The organism is Vibrio sp. 10N.286.55.E10 (genome assembly GCF_002872555.1).
Lineage (GTDB): Bacteria > Pseudomonadota > Gammaproteobacteria > Enterobacterales > Vibrionaceae > Vibrio > Vibrio crassostreae.
This window is the reverse complement of the sequence record NZ_MCSD01000013.1, coordinates 17,624-38,455: the sequence shown is the minus strand read 5'-3', so window position 1 is coordinate 38,455 and position 20,832 is coordinate 17,624. Positions and strand designations below refer to the sequence as shown.

The 20,832-nt window shown below is 45.9% G+C and carries 18 protein-coding genes; 7 read left to right on the top strand and 11 right to left on the bottom strand.

The genetic code is table 11. From position 1 onward, the window contains the following. Positions 1–4: 4 nt before the first annotated feature. Positions 5–1,537: a DNA recombination protein RmuC gene (rmuC, locus tag BCV39_RS09655; protein ID WP_102432215.1), complete on the bottom strand. Its 1,533-nt coding sequence runs from the start codon at positions 1,535–1,537 to the stop codon at positions 5–7. A gap of 138 nt (positions 1,538–1,675) precedes the next feature. Here rmuC and BCV39_RS09650 point away from each other — a divergent pair, with 138 nt between their 5' ends. Continuing rightward, positions 1,676–2,569: a DMT family transporter gene (locus tag BCV39_RS09650; protein WP_102432216.1), complete on the top strand. Its 894-nt coding sequence runs from the start codon at positions 1,676–1,678 to the stop codon at positions 2,567–2,569. Between the two features lie 128 nt (positions 2,570–2,697). Here BCV39_RS09650 and BCV39_RS09645 read toward each other — a convergent pair whose 3' ends face one another. The 3 genes from BCV39_RS09645 to ftnA form a co-directional block, all read right to left on the bottom strand. After that, on the bottom strand, positions 2,698–3,891 hold the full coding sequence (locus BCV39_RS09645) for an NAD(P)/FAD-dependent oxidoreductase (protein WP_102432217.1): 1,194 nt from the start codon (positions 3,889–3,891) through the stop codon (positions 2,698–2,700). Positions 3,892–4,141: 250 nt separating this feature from the next. After that, entirely contained in the window at positions 4,142–4,465 is a 324-nt protein-coding gene (uspB, locus tag BCV39_RS09640; protein WP_048661272.1) for a universal stress protein UspB, read from the bottom strand. Between the two features lie 68 nt (positions 4,466–4,533). Continuing rightward, on the bottom strand, positions 4,534–5,061 hold the full coding sequence (ftnA, locus tag BCV39_RS09635; protein ID WP_017066029.1) for a non-heme ferritin: 528 nt from the start codon (positions 5,059–5,061) through the stop codon (positions 4,534–4,536). Positions 5,062–5,250: 189 nt separating this feature from the next. Between ftnA and uspA the strand changes: the two genes are divergently transcribed. Both uspA and BCV39_RS09625 read left to right on the top strand, forming a co-directional pair. Beyond that, on the top strand, positions 5,251–5,685 hold the full coding sequence (uspA, locus tag BCV39_RS09630) for a universal stress protein UspA (protein ID WP_017060149.1): 435 nt from the start codon (positions 5,251–5,253) through the stop codon (positions 5,683–5,685). A 52-nt stretch (positions 5,686–5,737) separates the two neighbouring features. Next, positions 5,738–6,616 (top strand): carboxylate/amino acid/amine transporter, encoded by an 879-nt coding sequence (locus BCV39_RS09625; protein WP_102432218.1) that lies wholly within the window; start codon positions 5,738–5,740, stop codon positions 6,614–6,616. 112 nt (positions 6,617–6,728) lie between these two features. Here BCV39_RS09625 and BCV39_RS09620 read toward each other — a convergent pair whose 3' ends face one another. The 3 genes from BCV39_RS09620 to BCV39_RS09610 form a co-directional block, all read right to left on the bottom strand. Next, entirely contained in the window at positions 6,729–7,319 is a 591-nt protein-coding gene (locus BCV39_RS09620; protein WP_102432219.1) for a hypothetical protein, read from the bottom strand. Positions 7,320–7,460: 141 nt separating this feature from the next. Beyond that, positions 7,461–8,240: a class I SAM-dependent methyltransferase gene (locus BCV39_RS09615; RefSeq protein WP_102432220.1), complete on the bottom strand. Its 780-nt coding sequence runs from the start codon at positions 8,238–8,240 to the stop codon at positions 7,461–7,463. A 112-nt stretch (positions 8,241–8,352) separates the two neighbouring features. Then, on the bottom strand, positions 8,353–11,475 hold the full coding sequence (locus BCV39_RS09610) for an EAL domain-containing protein (RefSeq protein WP_102432221.1): 3,123 nt from the start codon (positions 11,473–11,475) through the stop codon (positions 8,353–8,355). Positions 11,476–11,601: 126 nt separating this feature from the next. Between BCV39_RS09610 and asnC the strand changes: the two genes are divergently transcribed. Next, complete coding sequence (gene asnC, locus BCV39_RS09605) at positions 11,602–12,066, top strand: transcriptional regulator AsnC (RefSeq protein WP_008218581.1); 465 nt, start codon at positions 11,602–11,604, stop codon at positions 12,064–12,066. 68 nt (positions 12,067–12,134) lie between these two features. Here asnC and prlC read toward each other — a convergent pair whose 3' ends face one another. Next, positions 12,135–14,177, bottom strand: a complete 2,043-nt coding sequence (gene prlC, locus BCV39_RS09600) for an oligopeptidase A (RefSeq protein ID WP_102432222.1) — start codon at positions 14,175–14,177, stop codon at positions 12,135–12,137. 280 nt (positions 14,178–14,457) lie between these two features. On the opposite strand from prlC, the gene BCV39_RS09595 reads away from it, so the two are divergent. The 3 genes from BCV39_RS09595 (at position 14,458) to BCV39_RS09585 (ending at position 17,219) form a co-directional block, all read left to right on the top strand. Continuing rightward, positions 14,458–15,297 (top strand): 23S rRNA (adenine(2030)-N(6))-methyltransferase RlmJ, encoded by an 840-nt coding sequence (locus BCV39_RS09595; RefSeq protein WP_102432223.1) that lies wholly within the window; start codon positions 14,458–14,460, stop codon positions 15,295–15,297. A gap of 187 nt (positions 15,298–15,484) precedes the next feature. Further along, the gene (gene gorA / locus BCV39_RS09590) at positions 15,485–16,840 is read left to right on the top strand and encodes a glutathione-disulfide reductase (protein WP_102432224.1); all 1,356 of its coding nucleotides are present in this window, start codon (positions 15,485–15,487) and stop codon (positions 16,838–16,840) included. Positions 16,841–16,955: 115 nt separating this feature from the next. Then, on the top strand, positions 16,956–17,219 hold the full coding sequence (locus BCV39_RS09585) for a DUF6482 family protein (protein WP_347230996.1): 264 nt from the start codon (positions 16,956–16,958) through the stop codon (positions 17,217–17,219). 76 nt (positions 17,220–17,295) lie between these two features. Here the strand turns inward: BCV39_RS09585 and BCV39_RS09580 are convergent, their stop codons facing one another. The 3 genes from BCV39_RS09580 to BCV39_RS09565 form a co-directional block, all read right to left on the bottom strand. Further along, the gene (locus BCV39_RS09580) at positions 17,296–18,537 is read right to left on the bottom strand and encodes an NADH:ubiquinone reductase (Na(+)-transporting) subunit B (protein ID WP_102432226.1); all 1,242 of its coding nucleotides are present in this window, start codon (positions 18,535–18,537) and stop codon (positions 17,296–17,298) included. A 200-nt stretch (positions 18,538–18,737) separates the two neighbouring features. Then, on the bottom strand, positions 18,738–19,706 hold the full coding sequence (locus BCV39_RS09570) for an SPOR domain-containing protein (RefSeq protein ID WP_102432227.1): 969 nt from the start codon (positions 19,704–19,706) through the stop codon (positions 18,738–18,740). Positions 19,707–19,893: 187 nt separating this feature from the next. Next, entirely contained in the window at positions 19,894–20,832 is a 939-nt protein-coding gene (locus BCV39_RS09565) for an ABC transporter permease (RefSeq protein ID WP_048607511.1), read from the bottom strand.

The following is a 20,832-nucleotide window of genomic DNA, read 5'->3' as shown; positions in this document are numbered from 1 at the left end:
CCGATTAGTTTACTTTATCCTCAGCAGGTTGTCTTTCTACTAAGGAGGCATTTTCTGAAAAAGCCTCATTTTGCGCCATTTCAGCCAAACCAATCGAGATCGGTTTCTTCACTTCAACACCCAATTGCTTGAAGCTTTCGGCCTGACGAATCACGTTGCCTCGCCCTGTGACTAGCTTATTCATCGCCCCTTGATAACTTTGGTTGGCTCTATCAAGTGAGCTGCCAAGGCCTTCCATATCATCAACAAACAGGCGCAGCTTGTCGTAAAGCTTGCTCGCACGTTCCGCGATAACTTGTGCATTTTGGTTCTGTCTGTCGTTGCGCCAAAGATTATCAATGGTACGCAGTGCCACCAGCAGGGTGGTTGGGCTGACCAAGATGATGTTTTGCTCCATCGCATCTTTCACCAAGCTAGGATCAGCCTGAATCGCCACTTGGAATGCTGGCTCAACCGGGATAAACATCAACACGTAATCCAGGCTCTGTATGCCTTTGAGCTGATGATAATCTTTCTGGCTCAAGCCTTTAATATGCGCTCGCAATGAAGCCAAATGATCACGCAATGCGGCATCACGCTGTTGATCGGTTTCGGCATTGAAGTAACGCTCAAACGCGACCAATGCCATTTTAGAATCCACCACTACTTGCTTATCTTGTGGCAAATGCACAATCACATCCGGCTGATAGCGCTTACCTGCATCGTTCTGTAGGTTCACTTGCGTTTGGTATTCGTGACCTTCGCGCAGCCCTGATTCAGCAAGCACGCGAGCCAGTACCACTTCACCCCAGTTACCTTGTTGTTTGTTATCGCCCTTTAGTGCTTGAGTCAGGTTAACCGCTTCACGCGTCATGCTTTCATTAAGGCGCTGCAGGTTTTTCAGCTCATGCACTAAGGTATGGCGCTCTTTGGCTTCTTGGCTAAAGCTATCGTTAACCTGCTTCTTAAAGCCTTCCAACTGCTCTCTTAGTGGAGACAACAAACCTTCTAGGCTCTGCTTGTTCTGCTGATCGACCTTGGCGGTTTTACTCTCAAAAAGTTGGTTCGCTAACAATTCAAACTGCTGCTTAAGTCGAGATTCAGCTTGTTCTAGCAACTGCAGCTTTTCGCTATTGGCGAGGTTTTCTTGATCATGCCTTGCTTCTTGTTCGCGCAGTTCGGCTTCCAATTCAGATTTATGGTCTTTCAGCACATTGATCTCATCAGCGTACTGCTGGCGCTCTTGCTTTACTGCCTCAAAGTAGCGCAGCTTTTCCATCGCAGCCATCACCTTACCGTGTGCTTGCTTGAGCTCGAATGCCGCTTTGTCTCGGTCATCATCTAACTCATTGAGTTCTTGTTGCGCCTCTGCGAGTGATGATTTGAGCTGAGCTTGCTGAGATTCATGCAACAAACGATCGGACTCTAGCTGCTGCTCGAGCAATCGCTGCTGAAAAGAGAGCTTCTGTTTAATCCACCAACCCACGACGCCACCGCTGACGAGCGCGCCAGAAATTGCAGCAATAAGCGTTGCCTGATGTTCGATAATCCATTGCATGATAATGATTTAGCCTAATTGGAAATAACTCATTAAATGGTATTTTGATACTGGATAAATGTCCAGTTTGCCGTATTAAAATTCGACAGATAGACTAGGCGCTCCGTATTCTGTCCCATCAAATTAAAATGAGTTGCCATGAACGAACGTCGTGCCTTAGGCTTTGGCCTTTCCGCAGTACTGCTGTGGTCAACGGTCGCTACTGCTTTTAAGCTGACCCTTGCTGAGTTTTCACCTATTCAAATGCTGACTATCGCTAGCATTGTGTCGTCGATTGCGCTGATCGCAGTCTGCGCCTTTCAGGGCAAGCTTTCTCAGCTGAGTACTACGTTCCTTTCAAACCCTTGGTATTACTTACTGCTCGGCTTGGTCAACCCATTGGCCTATTACCTGATTCTATTCAAAGCATACGACCTGCTTCCCGCTTCACAAGCTCAAGCCATCAACTACAGCTGGGCGATCACGCTAACCTTAATGGCAGCGGTTTTTCTAGGGCAAAAGATTCGTAAACAAGATTGGATTGCGTGTACCTTCAGCTATGCGGGTGTGGTAGTTATTGCGACCAAAGGCGACGTGTTAGGAATGCAGTTCGATAGCCCACTCGGTGTGGCGCTAGCGCTGCTTTCAACTTTGCTTTGGGCGGGATACTGGATTCTCAACACCAAAAACAAGGCAGATCCTGTGGTGGGTGTACTGCTTGGTTTCTTAGTGGCATTGCCATTCGCGATCGGTTTAACCATTTTTGAGGGCGAAAGCTTTAGCCAAATCACGGCGAAGGGCTGGATGGCGGTGACTTACGTTGGCCTATTCGAGATGGGAATTACCTTTGTATTGTGGTTATCAGCACTCAAGCTAACCAACAACACAGCTCGTATCAGCAACCTGATTTTCGCATCACCATTTATCTCGTTGATGCTACTTTCCACGATTATCGGCGAAGAAATTCACCCAGCGACACTGTTTGGCTTGGTACTGATCATTGCTGGTTTAGTGGTTCAACAGATCAAATTTTCAAAAAACAAAACTGCGTAAATAAGAGCGAAAAGACTCGATTGATCGAGAAAGTCATCAATTGAGTTACTTTTAACGCTAAACTAGATACAAAAATGGCGAGTCGTATGACTCGCCATTTTTATGTAATTTTAAATCTATGGGTAAGCTTAAACCCACTGACCTGCTGCAAAGCCAGAACTCCAGCACCACTGGAAGTTATAACCTCCAAGCCAGCCTGTTACGTCCATCACTTCACCGATGAAGTAGAGGCCAGAGACGCTCTTACATTCCATGGTTTTTGAAGATAGGTGATTGGTGTCCACGCCACCTAGAGTTACTTCGGCCGTTCGGTAGCCTTCAGTGCCATTTGGCGCAATTTTCCAGTTCTCTAGGTGCTCAACAATGCCACTAAGCTGCTTTTCGTTGAACTGTTTAAGCGGCTTGTCTTCCAGCTCTTTACGGTCAATCAACACCTCAACAAAACGCTTTGGTAATGCTTTCGCTAAGGTATTTTTCAGGCTTTGATTTGGGTGTTTCTCGCGAGAATTTTCAAGTAGCTCGGCAACGTCTACTTCTGGAACTAGATTAATCGAAACCGACTGACCCGCTTTCCAGAACGAAGAAATTTGCAGTACTGAAGGACCCGATAGGCCGCGGTGAGTAAACAACAATGCTTCTTTGAACAAGGTTCCGTCTTGCGCGGTGATCTCGGCAGGAATTGCGATGCCAGAAAGCTCAGCGAAAGCTTCTTTATCTTCTTTATGTAGAGTGAATGGCACCAAGCCTGCGGTAGTTGGCATCACAGACAAACCAAATTGCTCTGCAATCTTGTAACCAAATGGCGTTGCGCCCAGCTTAGGCATCGACAAACCACCAGTCGCTACCACCAGTGAGTCACACTCAACTTGGTCGGTATTGAGATGCATCTTGAAGCCAGAATCGGTCTTTTCGATAGAATGAACATCACAACGATAACGCTGCTCAACTTTCGCCTGCTTACACTCGTCAAGCAGCATACTCACGATGTCTTTTGCGGTATGGTCATTCACACAGAACAATTGGCCGTGGTCTCGCTCTTCGAACTCAATACCGTACTTGCTCACCATTGAGATAAAATCCCAGTTGGTGTATTGAGATAAAGCTGACTTCACGAAGTGAGGGTTATTACACAGGAAGTTGTTGGCTGAAACATCATAGTTAGTGAAGTTACAACGACCGCCACCTGAGATTAAAATTTTTCTGCCTGGTTTCTTTGCATGATCAACCACCAGCACTCGTCGGCCGCGTTTACCAGCTTCCGCAGCACACATTAAGCCCGCGGCGCCCGCACCAATTACGATTACATCAAATTTTTCACTCATGTGGTTCTGCTTTTCTTCACTTTTGCAGCCCGAGTACGCCCTGTTCTCGAAATGCCATCAATAAAAAAGGATGTGCATAAACAGCACATCCTTACTAATTGCTCGCTATTTTAGCGGCAATTTTAAACTTTGCAATTGATGTTCAATTGTACAATTTGCAGACAACATCAAAACCACGACTTGGCTTAGCAAACCAACAACCAAAGCTTTACACCAAAAACTAAGTTCTACTTCACACGCACTAAATAACTTAGACGATGAAAGAAGCCAGCAACGTTACACCCAGAAGGGCGGAAGAGAGTATGAATAACTGTCTCACACGATCACACTTGGAAGTGAACACTTCATCATGGTGATGGTGATACTCTTTGCTTTTGATGTAACTAAACAGACGAACCTGTTTGGTCATATTGCCATGAGTTGTGAAAAAACCGCCTCCGTCTACTTGTTGATAAAGTAGAGGATGCGCTTCTCGCATAATATAAATGAGCGTTCTTAGCGCAGTAAAATAACGCGCCCAGTTCACGCAAGTCACAACCATTAGTGCAAATAGAATAGTGTCGCCGCTGATCATCCTTTCCTCCCTACATCTTCATAAGAAAACTCAAAAGAAAAAGATAATCAGTGTCTTTCTCGTACTACCTAAACGGCAGGAGCTTCCATAATTGAAGATGAACCATCTTTTGCCAATTGCGCTAGGTCTTTATCAATAAAGAACAGTGCCTTACCGTCTTCACCAACAAGTTCTAGCTTATCCAATACACCTTTAAACAACTTCTCTTCTTCGTGTTGCTCTGCAACGTACCATTGCAGGAAGTTAAAGGTTGAGTAGTCTTGTGTGCTGAAAGCAACGTGAGCCAGTTTGTTGATCTTTTCAGTAATCATCTGCTCATGTTCATAAGTTTCACGGAACACTGCGCCAAGGCTTTCGAATTCGTGTTTTGGTGCTTCAATTGCACCCAAAATTGGCATTGCACCTGTTTCGCTTACGTAAGTGAAAAGGCGCTGCATATGTTCCATTTCTTCTACTGCATGAACACGCAGAAACTCTGCTGCACCTTCAAATCCTTTGTCTTCACACCAAGCACTCATTTGTAAGTATAGATTGGATGAGAAAAATTCTAGGTTAATTTGATCATTCAGTTGCTCAACCATAGTTTTTGACAGCATTTAAGACTCCTAATTACATCCTCAATTTTCTCTACTATATCACTTTTTAATGAATATCTCGCAGGCCATTAGTTAACCAATATTTCGAGCTGTCATTACGCAAGACAGTGGATATGAGATCACTTCAGCAAAAAAAGCCACCGCATAGTGCTAATCTTTAAACAGACAATGAATAAAGGAGGTAGAGATATGAGTTACAAACATATTTTGGTCGCGGTCGATTTATCAGAAGACAGCAAATTAATTGTGGATAAAGCGGTAGCATTGGCAAAGCCATTGGAAGCCAAAGTCTCTTTTATCCATATCGATATTAACTACGCGGAACTCTACACTGGCCTGATTGATATCAACATGGCCGAAACGCAACATAACGCGATGGAAGCATCTCGTATTCAGCTGCAAAATTTTGCGGAGCACGCTCAATACCCGATCACCCATACCCTGGTGGGCAGTGGCGATTTGAGTCATGAGCTGTGTGACACCATCAACGAGTTCAATGTTGATCTCGTGGTTTGCGGTCACCATCAAGACTTTTGGAGCAAACTGCTTTCTTCAACACGACAACTGATCAACGCCTCTCCGGTTGATATGCTGGTCGTGCCTCTAAGAGATTCAGAAGACTAATGATTTAAGGTTAGGTAACATACAGCTCATATCTTATTAACGAAGTTTTACTATGAGCTATTTAGCTGGTGTTACCCTCCTATGGGCCTTCTCCTTTAGCCTGATCGGCGTTTACCTTGCGGGTCAGGTTGATTCTTGGTTCTCTGTTTTAATGCGTGTTGCCCTTGCTGGCGTCGTATTTCTTCCTTTCCTAAAGTTTCGCGGCGTATCACGTAAGCTGATCGCTAAATTGATGACTATTGGTGGTATCCAGCTTGGCCTGATGTACTGCTTCTACTATCAGTCTTTCTTACTGCTATCTGTTCCTGAAGTCCTTTTGTTTACCGTTTTCACGCCAATTTACGTCACGCTGATTTATGACTTTCTCAAAGGCCAATTCTCTCCGTGGTACCTAGTGACTGCGGCAATTGCGGTATTAGGCGCGGTATTCATTAAATTCGCAGGCATCAACGAAAACTTTTTAGTTGGCTTCCTCGTAGTGCAAGGCGCGAACCTGTGCTTTGCTATCGGTCAGGTGGGCTACAAGGTGGTAATGGAGAAGGAATCGACCGAGTTACCCCAGCGAACCATATTTGGTTACTTCTACTTAGGGGCGCTATGTGTCGCTTCGGTTGCTTTCATGCTACTGGGCAATCCAGAGAAACTACCCACCACCACACTTCAATGGGGAATCCTGATCTACCTTGGCTTGATTGCTTCGGGGCTGGGTTACTTTATGTGGAATAAAGGTGCATGCATGGTGAATGCTGGCGCACTGGCGGTAATGAACAATGCTTTGGTTCCTGTTGGCCTGGTGGTGAATATCCTGATTTGGAACAGAGATGTCGATTTGGTTCGATTGTCTATTGGTGGCGCCGTTATCTTGTTCTCTTTGTTCGTCAATGAGACTTGGGTGAAGAAGCGCGTAGCAAGATCCGCAAGCAACGCTTAGCTGATTTGAACGAGATGCATAAGCTAGCTCGGATAACCCCAAAAAGCAAAAGAGCGACCTAAGGTCGCTCTTTTTAAATCATCGCTGTAGCAATAAACCATTCGAATCAACTTCAGTGAATGTGATTATGGCTCACTACCTGAGTCTTGGTTGCAGTGAAGGCGACATCATCAAGTTGTAGATTGATGCGTTCAAGGTCACTTTCCAGTTTCTGGCTTTTCTTAAACAGCTTTTGCTGTTTCTTAATCATCTTCGCGAGCTTTTTGTTGTACTTCTCTTGTTTCTTAGCTGCTTTCTTCGCTTGTTTGAGTTCAGCTTTCTCATCACTACTCGCCTTCGCCATCAGTTTTTTCAACTTGGCTTTTTTCTGTGCTGCCTCTTTTTTTGCAAGCTCAGGAACAATATCAGTTGCGGCTGGATCGAACATTTGCACGCTAGGCTCAATTGTCTCGTTGATTTCTGCAAGCGATAGCTCTGGTGCAGGTAATGTTTCCGCTAACAGGCCGCATACGACTTTCTCTTCAACGGGTTTGTTTTGACAACCAATAGGTGGAATTGCGGTTGGTTTGCATAGATTCGCTTGATCCGCCGAAGAACGCGCACAAGAACGACACACGAACTTAGGTTCAGTCACCAAGCTGTGGATCTCGCCCAAGTGTTCAGTGATATCTCGACGGTTTAACTTACAAAAGCGTTTAGCCATGCTACAACTCCAGCTAAGAATAATAATGATTCTTAGTTAGATATACATCCGTAACGCGACTATCGCAAGTGTTAAATGGCAATTTATCGTATTTATGACGGGAAATTTTCTTAGCGTGTATCTAAGTTATTGATGCATCAATTAAGTCATTGATGCTTTCACATAGACGTCAAAGCGGTTCTTTTTGGTTTCTATCGCCATACTCGGTTTTTGCTCGTCTAACCAAGCTGCGTAATCCGGTCTTTTGACCACAACGCGCTTCGATGCCAATTTCATCGCCGGCTCAAATAGACCATCAGCATCCAGATCGGCACCCACCAAAGATTGGAATACGCGCATCTCTTTTTTAACCAAAGCCGATTTCTTTTTGTTCTCTGGGTGTGGGTACATTGGGTCTAGATACACCACGTCTGGTTGTTCGAAATCAGGATCGTTACTGAGTTTATCTAGCGCATCGTGACTCGAAGCGTGAATCAACTTCATACGTTCGCTAACCCAACCACCGATGTCTGGGTCTTGTTGCGCTCGCTGCAAGCCATCATCAAGCAGTGCTGCCACAACGGGGTGACGCTCGACCATTTGTACCTTACAACCTAGAGAAGCCAACACAAACGCATCGCGCCCTAAGCCCGCAGTGCCATCGAGGATAGTTGGCGTTGCACCTTTGTTTAAACCAGCGGCTTTGGCAATCGCCTGACCTTTACCACCACCAAACTTACGTCGGTGACCGACAGCGCCTCCCACTAAATCAACAAAGATAGCGCCAAGCTTAGGCTCATCGACTTTACGTAGCTCAAGTCGCTCACTAGTCAGTACCAAAGCAAAATCACAGCTTTCATCATGAGATAAGTTCCAGCGGGTCGCTAAGTCATTCAAATGATCGATTTGGGTAGCATCTTCACAAATCAGTTGTAGTTGCAAGGTCGTCTCCAACAGACAGTAGTATTCAAAACAAAAGAGGCAACCAGTTTACCTGATTGCCTCAACAATACATATTAGCGGTGAAAAGTATTCACAGCTAAAGTCGGCTTACCTAAACCAATAGCTCTGTCTCGCGCTCTTGCCTTAACTCTTCAACGAGCTCCGCCAGTGGCTTAGGTCGCCCTATGATGTAGCCCTGCGCGTAGTTCACACCAAGCTCGATCAACTTATCTATGATTTGAGTATTTTCAACGAACTCAGCCACGGTATGTTTACCCATCTGCTTAGCTAAATCATTGATCGAGCGAACCATCACATGGTCCATCTCATTGACATCAATATCACGTACAAACAAGCCATCGATCTTCACAATATCGACCGGCAGTTTTTTCAGATAACCAAACGACGATAGCCCTGAGCCAAAGTCATCCAGTGCAATCATGCAGCCGAGCTCTTTGATTCGAGTGAAGAATTTGATCGCCTGCTTCATGTTACTCATCGCAGCCGTTTCGGTGATCTCTAAACAAATCTTATGACACGGTATCGATGAATCACTCAGGCTATCTATCAAGAACTCGACAAACTCACGGTTACCCATCGAGTGACCGGAAAGGTTAATTGAACACATCCCCAACTCATCAATGATATCTGGTCGTTGTTCCAACCAACTCAAGGTTTGACCCACCACTTGGCGGTCAATCAAATGCGCGATGTTGTAGCGCTCAGAGGCTGGCATGAAGATCCCCGGAGAGATGTACTCACCTTTGATATTCTTGATACGTACCAAGATCTCAAAATGCATTTTTTCACTATTTTCATCTAGACCAAGAATGCGCTGAGCAAACAACTCTAAGCGGTCATTCGCCAAAGCCTCATGCACTAAGTTGACGCACTCCATCTCTAAGTGACGACGACGCAGGTCTTCATCATCTTGATGGTAAAGGTTATAACGGTTACGGCCTTCTTCTTTAGCCGCATGACAAGCCGCATCCGCCTGAGCATGCACCATCTGCGGTGAAGCCGCAGTATGGTCAATCAATCGAATGCCAATAGAGCAGGTCAGGTTGAGTCGAATATCATCCCACAAGAACGGATTCTCGCTCATCATCGAGATAATACTGCGACACACATTCACCGCATCTCGCTCAGTACAGTCTTTCATTAATACTGCAAACTCGTCACCGCCCATTCGCGCTAACACCGCATTATAAGGCAGTACATCTTCCAGCAATTTGGCGCTAAACATGATTGCGGCATCACCCGCTTCATGCCCTGCGGTGTCGTTCAGGACCTTCAACTGATCCAAGTCTAAGAACAACATTGCATGAGTTCGCATGTGACTCTCAACCTCTTTGAGCGCCTTTTGCAACTCTTGCTCAAAGTGGTTACGGTTGAAGGTATCGGTTAGCAGATCATAACGAGCTTGATACTCTAACTTTTCAGAGAGCTCGTGCGTTTCTGTTATGTCTTCCCCCACAATCAACAGCTGATCAGACTCCACTAGCGGGCGGATATTTTCTCGAATCCAGATCTTACTGCCGTCGGCATGACGATATTCGATATCACGACGCCATACCCCACGAATCTTATGTTGTGGTTGCAGCAAAATATGACGTGGAATCATCGCGTTCTCATCGACATAGAACTCTCGAGGGCGGTGCCCTAATAGTTGATCTAGCGGGTAACCTAGTAGCTGCTCCGCAAACTGGTTCACTTGTTGGATGCGGTTATTGCCATCGAGGGTAATCATCATCACCGGTTGTTTGTCGTAATATAACTTGAGGTTCGCTTCGCGCTGGAACAGTTTATTCTCAGCCAGCTTACGAGAGGTCACGTCACGCGCTTCAAACAGGAACTGAGTGTCTTCCTTCTCATTGCCTGGCATCGGCTTCAATGAAATATCCAACACCATCGCACCACGATCACGACACCACACCTCAGCTTCAAATCGTAAGGCTGGGTGTTCACTTTTAGTGATGAAATATTCACTTAGCACTTCTCGTGCAGAATCTTCCCAATGTTGATGTTGCTGCAGAGGTGTTCCCAGTTTATAGCCTTGGTTATAAAGCAGCTCATGTAGCTTGCTGTTACTCGACAACAACACACCGCCCTTATCAATAATCCCCATAAACTGCAGGCTTTGGTCGAATATCGACTCAAGCAGCAGCTGGCTTTGTCGGCTGGCACGTTCACTTTTCTTTAGGCGATTGAGGTAATACACCAAGGTCGCAATGACACACGACATAACCAAAAACAGCAAACCTATGGTGCGAATTTCATCGCGGTAGCGTACTAAAAATGACTTTGGCTTGTTGAGGAAGGTCACCGAGGCTTCATTCTCGGCACCCAAATCCCATCTTGAGATCTGTTGGTAATCAAGTTTGATTTCTGGCGCGCCAGCAACCACCAATGGCAATGGTGCCTTGGGGTTTTTCAGTACACTCAACAATACGCGCCCGGTGTCTCGGCCTTGCGTTTCTCCGCTTTGAATCACACCACCAATCGCACCAAAACCTAGCCCTAGATCGTGCACCATGTACAATGGAATTTGGGTCTTGATATTCAGTTTTCGCCAATCTTCATCAGTACTCACTCTGCCTTGTGCATCGCGGTAATACGCCCAAAACAGCAAGCTCTTGCCTAAGTCAGCACGTTGAGAAAATTTCATTAACTCTTGGTAGGAATCCGGCACATAGTGCTCAACGAGATCAGAAAAATCGGGATGAGTTTTGATGAACAAATCGATTTGAGAACGAATCGCCTCACCCGTGACCGAGTGATCAGTAACAATGTAGATTTTCTTTACGGTCGCTTGAAGACGCTTAACCAGCTCAATATTGCCAACTAAGTCGATATCTTCGGTGATGCCCGTCGCGTTCAAACCTTCGATCATTTCAGGGGAGAAATTGTTGATGCCGCCAAAGATGACTGGCGTATCTTTGAGATCGGGGGCGAGACGCTTCATTAGATTCAGTGCATTATTATCACTCACCACAACTGCAGCGAATTCTTCATGCAGTAACTTGGTGTGATAAAGCTGATACACGCGCTCTAGGTATTCTGGGTTTTGAGATCGTTTGCTATCAAGGTAAACGACACGATAAGACAGACCATCACGATCGAGCTCATCTGATAATCCTTTATGGAAATCATCTGTCCAGAAAAAGCCTTGGTGGTAGGAGTGGATCACCAATACATCCTTTGTCTGAGCTGAAGCAAACACACTCCAACACATCACAATAAAAAATAACGAAAATCGCACTGAATTCACCCTAACCCTATAGTTACTGCTAATATTATCACCCTTGGCTATGATGTGTACTCAGGCCGGTATGTTTTTCATTCAATCTAAGGATTATGCATGTCCACAACCACAGCTCGTCTCGATGATCTAGACCGTGCCATCCTCAAAACCTTGATGGAAGATGCACGTACTCCTTATGCTGAAATGGCAAAGCAGTTCGATGTCAGCCCTGCGACGATTCACGTTCGTATCGAAAAGATGAGATCGGCCGACATTATTGAGCGTACCGAGGTTGTGGTAAACACCAAAAAACTGGGGTACGACGTGTGTTGCTTTATTGGTATCAACCTCAATGCAGCTAAAGATTACCACTCAGCGATCGCCAAGCTGAATGCTTTAGATGAAGTGGTTGAGGCGTACTACACCACTGGAGCTTACAATATCTTTGTAAAGCTGATGTGTAAGTCGATTGAAGAGCTGCAGTTTGTATTGATCGATAAGCTGCAAGCAATCGATGAAGTTCAGTCGACAGAGACTCTGATTTCATTACAGAACCCTATCAACCGCAACGTTAACCCATAATCATTTGATAAATAGATACAAAAAGAGCCTCACAAGGAGGCTCTTTTTACATTCTTATCAGCACAATATTAAGCACTGATACCCGCATGGCGCAGCATTGCGTCGATTTGTGGCTCACGACCACGGAAGCGTTTGAACAGCTCCATAGGCTCTTCACTGCCACCCATTTCAAGGATGTTATTCAGGAAGCGATTACCCGTTTCAGTGTTGAAGATACCTTCTTCTTCAAATGCTGAGAACGCATCTGCCGATAGCACTTCTGCCCATAGGTAGCTGTAGTAACCTGCGCTGTAACCACCAGCGAAGATATGACCAAAGCTGTGTGAGAAACGGTTCCAATCAAGGCTTGGCAGTACCGACACCTTAGATTTCACGTCCGCTAGCGTTTCTAGTACGCGAGCACCCACTTCTGGGTCGTATTCTGTGTGCAGTGTAAAGTCAAACAGGCCAAGCTCTAACTGACGCAGAATAAACATCGCAGATTGGAAGTTCTTCGCTGCCAGCATCTTCTCTAGCATCTCTTTTGGTAATGCTTCACCCGTTTCGAAGTGACCAGAGATAAACGACAGCGCTTCTTCTTCCCAACACCAGTTCTCTAGGAACTGACTTGGTAGCTCAACCGCATCCCAAGGCACGCCGTTGATACCCGCAACTGCGCCCGCTTCAACTTGCGTTAGCATGTGGTGGATACCGTGGCCAAACTCGTGGAACAGAGTCACTACTTCATCGTGAGTAAATAGCGCAGGCTTATCACCAACTGGCTTGTTGAAGTTACACGTTAGGTAAGCGACAGGTGTTTGTAGCTCGCCAGATTCAGTAATGCGACGACCACGACAGTCATCCATCCAAGCGCCACCACGTTTGTGCTCACGTGCGTATAGGTCTAGGTAGAAGCTACCGCGCAGTGCTCCTGTCGCATCAAAGATATCAAAGAAGCGCACTGACTCATGCCATGTGTCGACGCCTTCACGCTCTGTTACCGACATACCAAACACACGATTCAGTACCTCAAACAGGCCTGAAACCACATTAGATTCTGGGAAGTAAGGACGAAGTTCTTCATCAGAGATCTCGAACAGGTTCTGCTTCTGCTTTTCGCTGTAGTAAGCGATGTCCCAAAGATTTAGTTCAGAAACTCCAAACTCTTTTTCAGCAAACTGACGCAGTTCTTCAACTTCGCGTTCACCTTGCGGTTTTGCTTTTACTGCTAGGTCGTTTAGGAAACCAAGTACTTGGTCTGGCGTTTCAGCCATTTTGGTCGACAGTGATTTTTCGCTGTAAGTGCTGAAACCTAGCATACGAGCGATCTCGTGACGCAGTTTAAGCTGCTCTGTGATGATCTCAGTGTTGTCCCATTTGCCTGCATTTGGACCGCGATCTGAAGCACGAGTTACGTAAGCTTCGTACAACTCTTTACGTAACGCTTGGTTATCACAGTAAGTCATCACAGGTAGGTATGATGGGATATCTAGAGTCAGTAGGTAACCTTCTTGCTCTTTAGATTCGGCCGCCGCTTGAGCTGCCGCCAGTGCCGATTCAGGCATACCCGCCAGTTCAGCTACGTCTGTGATCTGTTTGCTCCAACCCATGGTTGCATCAAGCACGTTGTTTGAGAATTGAGAGCCTAGCTCAGACTGACGCTTGCTGATCTCACCGTAACGGTGCTGTTCGTCAGCTGGCAGGCCAATGCCTGACAGCTCGAAGTCACGCAGTGCATCGGTAATGGTTTTTTGTTGAGCTCGGTTCAGTGCAGAGAATGCTTCGCTCGCCTTGATCGCTTTGTACGCTTCAAACAAGCCTTTGTGTTGGCCAACCCAAGTGCCGTACTCAGACAGTACTGGTAGGCAGCTCTCATACGCTTCACGCAGTTCGTCGCTGTTCACAACAGAGTTCATGTGGCTTACTGGTGACCAAATACGGCCTAAACGATCATCCACTTCTTCAATCGGAGCAACGAGGTTGTCCCAGCTTGGCGAAGTATTACCTTCAAGTACTTGTTCTATCTTGTTGCGACACGCTTCAATCACTTGCTCAACCGCTGGCTTAACGTGCTCAGGTTTGATTTGTGAAAACGGAGGTAAGTCCGTGAAGGTTAATAGCGGATTAGACATATAAACATTCCTTTGGCTTTAGAGACTTTCGTCTTTTTTGTAATGAGGTCGTCTTACAGTCATCAGGCTCAGGTTCGCCCTAAAAAAATCACCTGCGAATAGTTATTAAATAGTGCCCAATAAGGCAAATTTCAATAGTAGAACCAATAACTAACCACATATTGCGAACGACTGCTCCTGAATTGTTCGAGAATTTATGGTCCATTGAGGGTTATAATGGTCTGATTAACCCCACCTACACTAACCACACTCTAAATCGAGAGTGTTACGAGAGTTTAATTTGTTAAGTTATCGCCACAGCTTCCACGCAGGTAACCATGCCGACGTAGTAAAGCATATCGTACAGAGCCTTATTCTTAATTCTTTGAAACAGAAGGATAAGCCTTTTGTTTATCATGACACTCACTCTGGTGTAGGTCGTTACGACTTAACGCATGAATGGTCTGAAAAAACCGGTGAATACAAGCAAGGTATTGCTCGTGTGTGGGAGCAAAAAGACCTCCCTGAAGACATTCAAAGCTACCTTGAGTCTATCTCAACACTAAACAACGGCGACAAGCTGCGTTATTACCCGGGTTCACCACGTGTTGCACGTGCTCACCTGCGTGACCAAGACCGCATGGTACTGACCGAGCTTCACCCGGCCGATCACCCTCTGCTTGAGCAAGAATTCCACCGCGATCGTCAGGTATCTATCTACAAAGAAGATGGCTTCCAACGCTTAAAAGGCAGCCTACCACCAAAAGAACGTCGTGGTTTAGTACTGATCGACCCGCCTTACGAGCTTGCAAAAGAGTACCGTGATGTCGTGACTGCAATCGCTCAAAGCCACAAGCGCTGGGCAACCGGTATCTACGCAATTTGGTACCCGGTAGTAAACCGCTGTGATATCGAAGATATGATCGAAGGTCTCGAAAGCTTAGGCATCAACAAAATTCTACAAATCGAACTTGGCGTATCACCAGACACCAACGAGCGTGGCATGACAGCATCAGGCATGATCGTGATTAACCCGCCTTGGAAGTTAGAAAGCCAAATGAAAGAGATTCTTCCATTCTTGAAGGAAGCAATTGCGCCGGCGACCGGTCATTTCAAAGTAGAGTGGATCGTACCCGAGTAATCTCGAATCCATATCATAGACTGAAGAATCTTCAACAGACTGTGATGTGGACGAATAAATTTTAAACAGGGAGATTGAGTTCAACCGATCTGCCCTCAATATAATAATTAGACAATTTAAGAATCTATAGGACGTAGGTATCCGGTGCTCTCACTGTGACTACAACCTTCAATAAATGGAGAAAGTAATGGCGACTCATTTTGATTACATCTGTATCGGCGGCGGCAGCGGCGGCATCGCATCAGCAAACCGCGCAGCAATGCACGGTGCAAAAGTTGCACTTATCGAAGCTCAAGACCTTGGTGGTACTTGTGTAAACGTTGGTTGTGTTCCTAAAAAGGTAATGTGGCACGGCGCTCAAGTTGCTGAAGCGATCAATCTATACTCTGAAGATTACGGCTTCGACGTTGACGTAAAAGGCTTCAACTGGAGCAAATTGGTAGAAAACCGCCAAGCGTACATTGGTCGTATCCACCAATCTTACGATCGCGTACTGGGTAACAACAAAGTAAACGTAATCAAAGGCTTTGCTAAGTTCGTTGACGAGAAGACGGTTGAGGTGAATGGTGAACACTACACTGCAGATCACATCCTGATCGCGGTAGGTGGTCGTCCAACCATTCCAAACATCCCAGGCGCAGAGTACGGCATCGACTCAAACGGCTTCTTCGACCTAATGGAGCAACCTAAACGTGTTGCTGTTATCGGCGCGGGATACATCGCAGTTGAGATCGCAGGCGTACTAAGTGCACTTGGCACAGAAACACACCTATTCTGCCGTAAAGAATCACCACTACGTAGCTTCGATCCAATGATCATCGAAACGCTAGTAGAAGTAATGGAAGCAGAAGGTCCAACACTTCATACGCACTCAGTGCCTAAAGAAGTGGTGAAAGAAGCGGATGGCACACTGACTCTACACCTAGAGAACGGCAACACTCAAAACGTTGACCACCTAATTTGGGCTATCGGTCGCCACCCAGCAACTGACGCGATCAACCTAGCATCAACTGGCGTTGAGACGAACGACCGTGGCTATATCAAGGTAGACGAGTTCCAAGCGACTAACGTTCCGGGCATCTACTGTGTTGGTGACATCATGGAAGGCGGTATCGAGCTAACTCCTGTAGCAGTTAAAGCAGGTCGTCAGCTTTCTGAGCGTCTATTCAACGGTCAAACCAACGCGAAGATGGACTACAAGCTAGTTCCTACTGTTGTATTCAGCCACCCACCTATCGGCACGATCGGTCTAACGACTCAAGAAGCTGAAGAGCAGTACGGCAAAGACAACATCAAGGTTTACACATCTGGCTTCACTGCGATGTACACAGCAGTCACCAAGCACCGTCAACCTTGTAAGATGAAGCTAGTATGTGCTGGCGAAGAAGAGACTGTAGTTGGCCTACACGGCATCGGTTTCACTGTTGATGAAATGATTCAAGGCTTCGGCGTTGCAATGAAGATGGGCGCAACCAAAGCAGACTTCGACTCTGTTGTGGCGATTCACCCAACGGGCAGCGAAGAATTCGTAACTATGCGTTAATCAACACCTTTAGTTGATACTTTTAAAAAGCAGTCCTTGGGACTGCTTTTTTTATGCCCGCTTTGAACCTTGGTTCTCGATTCGACGTAACACCAATATCCACCTAACTAGAAAAATGGAGTTTGTGATGAATCTACTAATTGAATCATTTGAAGGCGGGATTTACTTGGCTTACCAAATCGTTGGTAAGCAAAAGCAGTTAATTAAAGACGACCACCAGCACCCAATGAAATTTTTGAGTGTCAATCAAGCACGTGACCACTTTAGTGATCAAGGTGTGGCGTCGGCAACTCTAATTCATAACAGTGCTTATGACGAAATGTGTGGTGAACACTGTGGTAGCACACAACCGTTCGAGATTGATTTGAAGTGGAGTTAAATCAACTTCAAATCAGTCGTGATAAAAATAGAAAGGCTTGCACTAATGCAAGCCTTTTTCTTTTGGGTCATATTTATTATCGTGCAGTGCGTTTTTGTCTGCGTTTAATGTTTTGCTCTTTCACGACAAAGTCGAACAGCGGAGCAAACAGGTTAGCAAACAAGATAGCGAGCATAATGCCCTCTGGATAAGCAGGATTGAGCACTCGGATACCGACCGTCATTACACCAATCAAGATCCCGTAAGCCCACTTACTCTGATTAGTGAACGCCGCGGAAACCGGATCCGTTGCCATAAAGAAGGTACCAAATGCAACACCACCCAACACGAAGTGCCAGTAGAACGGCATCGAGAACATCGAGTTAGTCTCTGAGCCAATCCAGTTCATTAAGCTCGACGTCACCACCAGACCAACAATCACACCTGCTACAATGCGCCAAGAAGCAATCTTCATCACAATCAGAATCACACCCGTTAGCATGATCAGCAGTGAAGACACTTCGCCCATCGAACCTGGAATATTACCGATGAAGGCATCCATCCAAGTGATCGCCTCACCTGTCATGTTGTTGATGAGTGACGAACTACCGCCTTCATACCATTGGCTCAGCGGTGTCGCGCCTGAATAGCCGTCAGCGGCAACCCATACTAAGCCACCCGACATGTTGGCAGGATAAGCGAAGTAGAGAAAAGCCCGACCTGCGAGCGCAGGGTTAAGGAAATTTCGTCCAGTCCCTCCGAACAGCTCTTTGGCAACAACGATACCAAAGGTGATACCTAATGCGGCTTGCCATAGCGGAATGGTTGGCGGGAGGATTAGTGCAAACAGCACCGAGCTAACAAAGAAACCCTCGTTAACTTCATGTTTTCGAACAACAGCAAACAACACCTCCCAAAAGCCACCAACCACAAATACCGTGGCATAAACGGGTAAGAAATAGAGAGCACCGAGAAACATCTGGCTTCCCCATCCACTGGAGACTATAGCGTCAGCACTACCAAACGCCCACGATAAGCGCCAACTGCTGTCAATGATAGAGGCTAGCTCGGCGCCAGAATAGGTAGCAGTCAAACCCATCACGGCTTGCTGACCTACGTTGTACATACCCCAGAACATTGCGGGAAAAGTTGCTAGCCACACCAGAATCATGATGCGTTTGAGGTCTATGCTGTCTCGAACATGGGTTATGCCGCGGTTTACGTTGCCGGGCGTGTAAAAGATGGTCGCAAAAGCCTCATACACTGGGTAAAGCTTTTCGTACTTACCACCCGCTTCGAAGCGCGGAGCCACGTCTTCTAATCGTTTTTTCAAACTCATAATCTCAATCACCTTATTGCTTGAGTTATGGTTTTCTACGCATCAACGGCTCTATTTGAACAACTTTTAACGATATTTAATCAAATTCGTTTTGAAGAAGTAGACATCAAGAACTTAGACCAACATTGAAAAAGAAAGATGTAAAAACAACAAAGCCCCAGCGATGGCTGAGGCTTGTTTGGTATTACTGCATGTCGGAGTTACTTCACACACATCACGTTAAGCAATGAAGAGCCTTTCAATTGGTTTACGTTACCGTTGGTAAACAGACCTTTCTTATCTGCGCCCCAGTAAGGTAGGTGCATTGGCCAGTTCTGTTTCTCCATTACCTTCGAACCTAAGATGCTCTGCCATTGTTTTTCAGTCATCAGCTTCATGTTGACCTGCTGACACACTAACTCAGCACTGGCGTAATCTAGGCGACTCCAAGGCTTACCTTGCTCCATGTAGAACTGTTGTTGATGATCTAGAAGGTAAGGTATCGCATATTGGCTACCCGCTACGTCTGCTTTCACGCGAATCTCGATCTCTAGATCATTATCTGATCTCGCGTTACCACTTGGTAGCGTCTGAATAGCAGCAGCGCTCGTCACCACAGCCGCTTGCTTGGCAGCCACAGGTTTCGATACAGGTTTAGCTTCTACTTTTGGTTTTACAGGAGCCTTAGACTTCACCGTTTTTGGTTCTGCCGTTTTTGCAACGATAGGTCGTGATGAAGTTTTCGACTTATCGACCATACGAATAAAGGCTTCACCGTAACCAGGAACCTTACGTACTTGAGCTAGGTCTTTCCTTGCATCAGAAAAGGTCGAGTAAGGGCCGATTAAGCAACGGTAGTCACCACCTTCAGGCTTCATCCAAACATTAGTCGAGATCTTTTCATATAGAGGTTTTGCACGGCTCAGTGACAAAGGCTTGTTCAGCAGGCCACATTGAACCCAGAACAGTTCGTTATCTGAATGACGTTTAGGTGCCTTGCTACCCCAAACTCCTTTACCAATCGGACATGACTGCTCTAGCTGTGGTAATTGATTGGTGCTTGCCTGAGTAGCATCACATAGAACCGATTCTGCACTAACTTGGCTCGATACCAAAAGGGATGCAGCGATAAGCCCCATACGATAATTTCTCATCACAGCACGACATACAGCATTCATTGTCAATTTCATAACCACCACTTAAACCCTTACGGGTTAATTATTACCGAATCAATGTCGATAAAATATGAATTCCATTTTAAGTATTATTGACAGTATCAATGATACTAAGTTCCAGATCCATTAAGCAAAAAAAGAGCCGTAATTGCTTACGGCTCTTAGTTTAGTGACTTTTTTTTCTAAAAATCAAACCGCGCTATCACCCTTTATAAATTTTAGGGTTAAACACGTCACGTAACCAGTCGCCTAGTAGGTTAATAACTAGAACTAATGTTACCAAAAGCACACCTGGGAATGCCGTGATCCACCATGCTCCTGAGAAAATGTAGTTAAAACCAGTACTGATCAGGGCACCGAGTGACGGTTGGTCTACCGGAAGGCCTAAACCTAGGAAAGAAAGTGCCGCTTCTGACATGATGGCATTTGCCACCTGTACCGTAGAGATAACCAAAATCGGTGATAAACAGTTAGGCAGAATATGGCGGAACATGATGCGAGGCGCTCTAAAGCCCATCACACGTGCCGCTTCTACGTACTCTTTCTTCTTCTCTGCCAATACCGATGCACGAATCGTTCGAGCGTACTGCGGCCATTCGGCAATACCGATGATCACCACCAGCATAACAACGGCATATTGCGCGTAGAAGTCACTACCGAAACTCGCCTTAAAGATAGCCGAGACAATGATCGCAACCATCATGGTTGAGAACGAAAGCTGAACATCGGCAAAACGCATCAGGAAGCTATCGATACGACCACCGAAGTAACCCGCAGACAGACCAATGATGATACCTAGAGTCAGCTGAAGGCCAACCGCTAAGAAACCAATCGTCAATGAAAGACGAGAGCCATAAAGCATGGTCGATAAGATGTCACGACCTTGCTCATCAGTACCCAGTAAGAAACGTTCTTCGCCGTCTTCCATCCAAGATGGTGGCAACTCAGAATCCATGATGTCGATAGACGTCACGTCATACGGGTCTGTTGGTGCTAGAATCGGTGCCGCTAATGCCATAACAAGGAAAGCTGCAAAGATAGCGAAGCTGACCATTGCCACTTTATCGCGTAAGAAGTAGTACAGAATGTCTGACTGCTTGAATCGCTCCCAACGAGATGGAGCTGTTGTTGTGTGTTCCAT

Coding starts and splice junctions, on each gene's coding strand:
- rmuC (WP_102432215.1), bottom strand. CDS start 1,537: ATGCAATGGATTATCGAACATCAGGCAACGCTTATTGCTGCAATTTCT.
- BCV39_RS09650 (WP_102432216.1), top strand. CDS start 1,676: ATGAACGAACGTCGTGCCTTAGGCTTTGGCCTTTCCGCAGTACTGCTG.
- BCV39_RS09645 (WP_102432217.1), bottom strand. CDS start 3,891: ATGAGTGAAAAATTTGATGTAATCGTAATTGGTGCGGGCGCCGCGGGC.
- uspB (WP_048661272.1), bottom strand. CDS start 4,465: ATGATCAGCGGCGACACTATTCTATTTGCACTAATGGTTGTGACTTGC.
- ftnA (WP_017066029.1), bottom strand. CDS start 5,061: ATGCTGTCAAAAACTATGGTTGAGCAACTGAATGATCAAATTAACCTA.
- uspA (WP_017060149.1), top strand. CDS start 5,251: ATGAGTTACAAACATATTTTGGTCGCGGTCGATTTATCAGAAGACAGC.
- BCV39_RS09625 (WP_102432218.1), top strand. CDS start 5,738: ATGAGCTATTTAGCTGGTGTTACCCTCCTATGGGCCTTCTCCTTTAGC.
- BCV39_RS09620 (WP_102432219.1), bottom strand. CDS start 7,319: ATGGCTAAACGCTTTTGTAAGTTAAACCGTCGAGATATCACTGAACAC.
- BCV39_RS09610 (WP_102432221.1), bottom strand. CDS start 11,475: ATGTGTTGGAGTGTGTTTGCTTCAGCTCAGACAAAGGATGTATTGGTG.
- asnC (WP_008218581.1), top strand. CDS start 11,602: ATGTCCACAACCACAGCTCGTCTCGATGATCTAGACCGTGCCATCCTC.
- prlC (WP_102432222.1), bottom strand. CDS start 14,177: ATGTCTAATCCGCTATTAACCTTCACGGACTTACCTCCGTTTTCACAA.
- gorA (WP_102432224.1), top strand. CDS start 15,485: ATGGCGACTCATTTTGATTACATCTGTATCGGCGGCGGCAGCGGCGGC.
- BCV39_RS09585 (WP_347230996.1), top strand. CDS start 16,956: ATGGAGTTTGTGATGAATCTACTAATTGAATCATTTGAAGGCGGGATT.
- BCV39_RS09580 (WP_102432226.1), bottom strand. CDS start 18,537: ATGAGTTTGAAAAAACGATTAGAAGACGTGGCTCCGCGCTTCGAAGCG.
- BCV39_RS09570 (WP_102432227.1), bottom strand. CDS start 19,706: ATGAAATTGACAATGAATGCTGTATGTCGTGCTGTGATGAGAAATTAT.
- BCV39_RS09565 (WP_048607511.1), bottom strand. CDS start 20,832: ATGGAACACACAACAACAGCTCCATCTCGTTGGGAGCGATTCAAGCAG.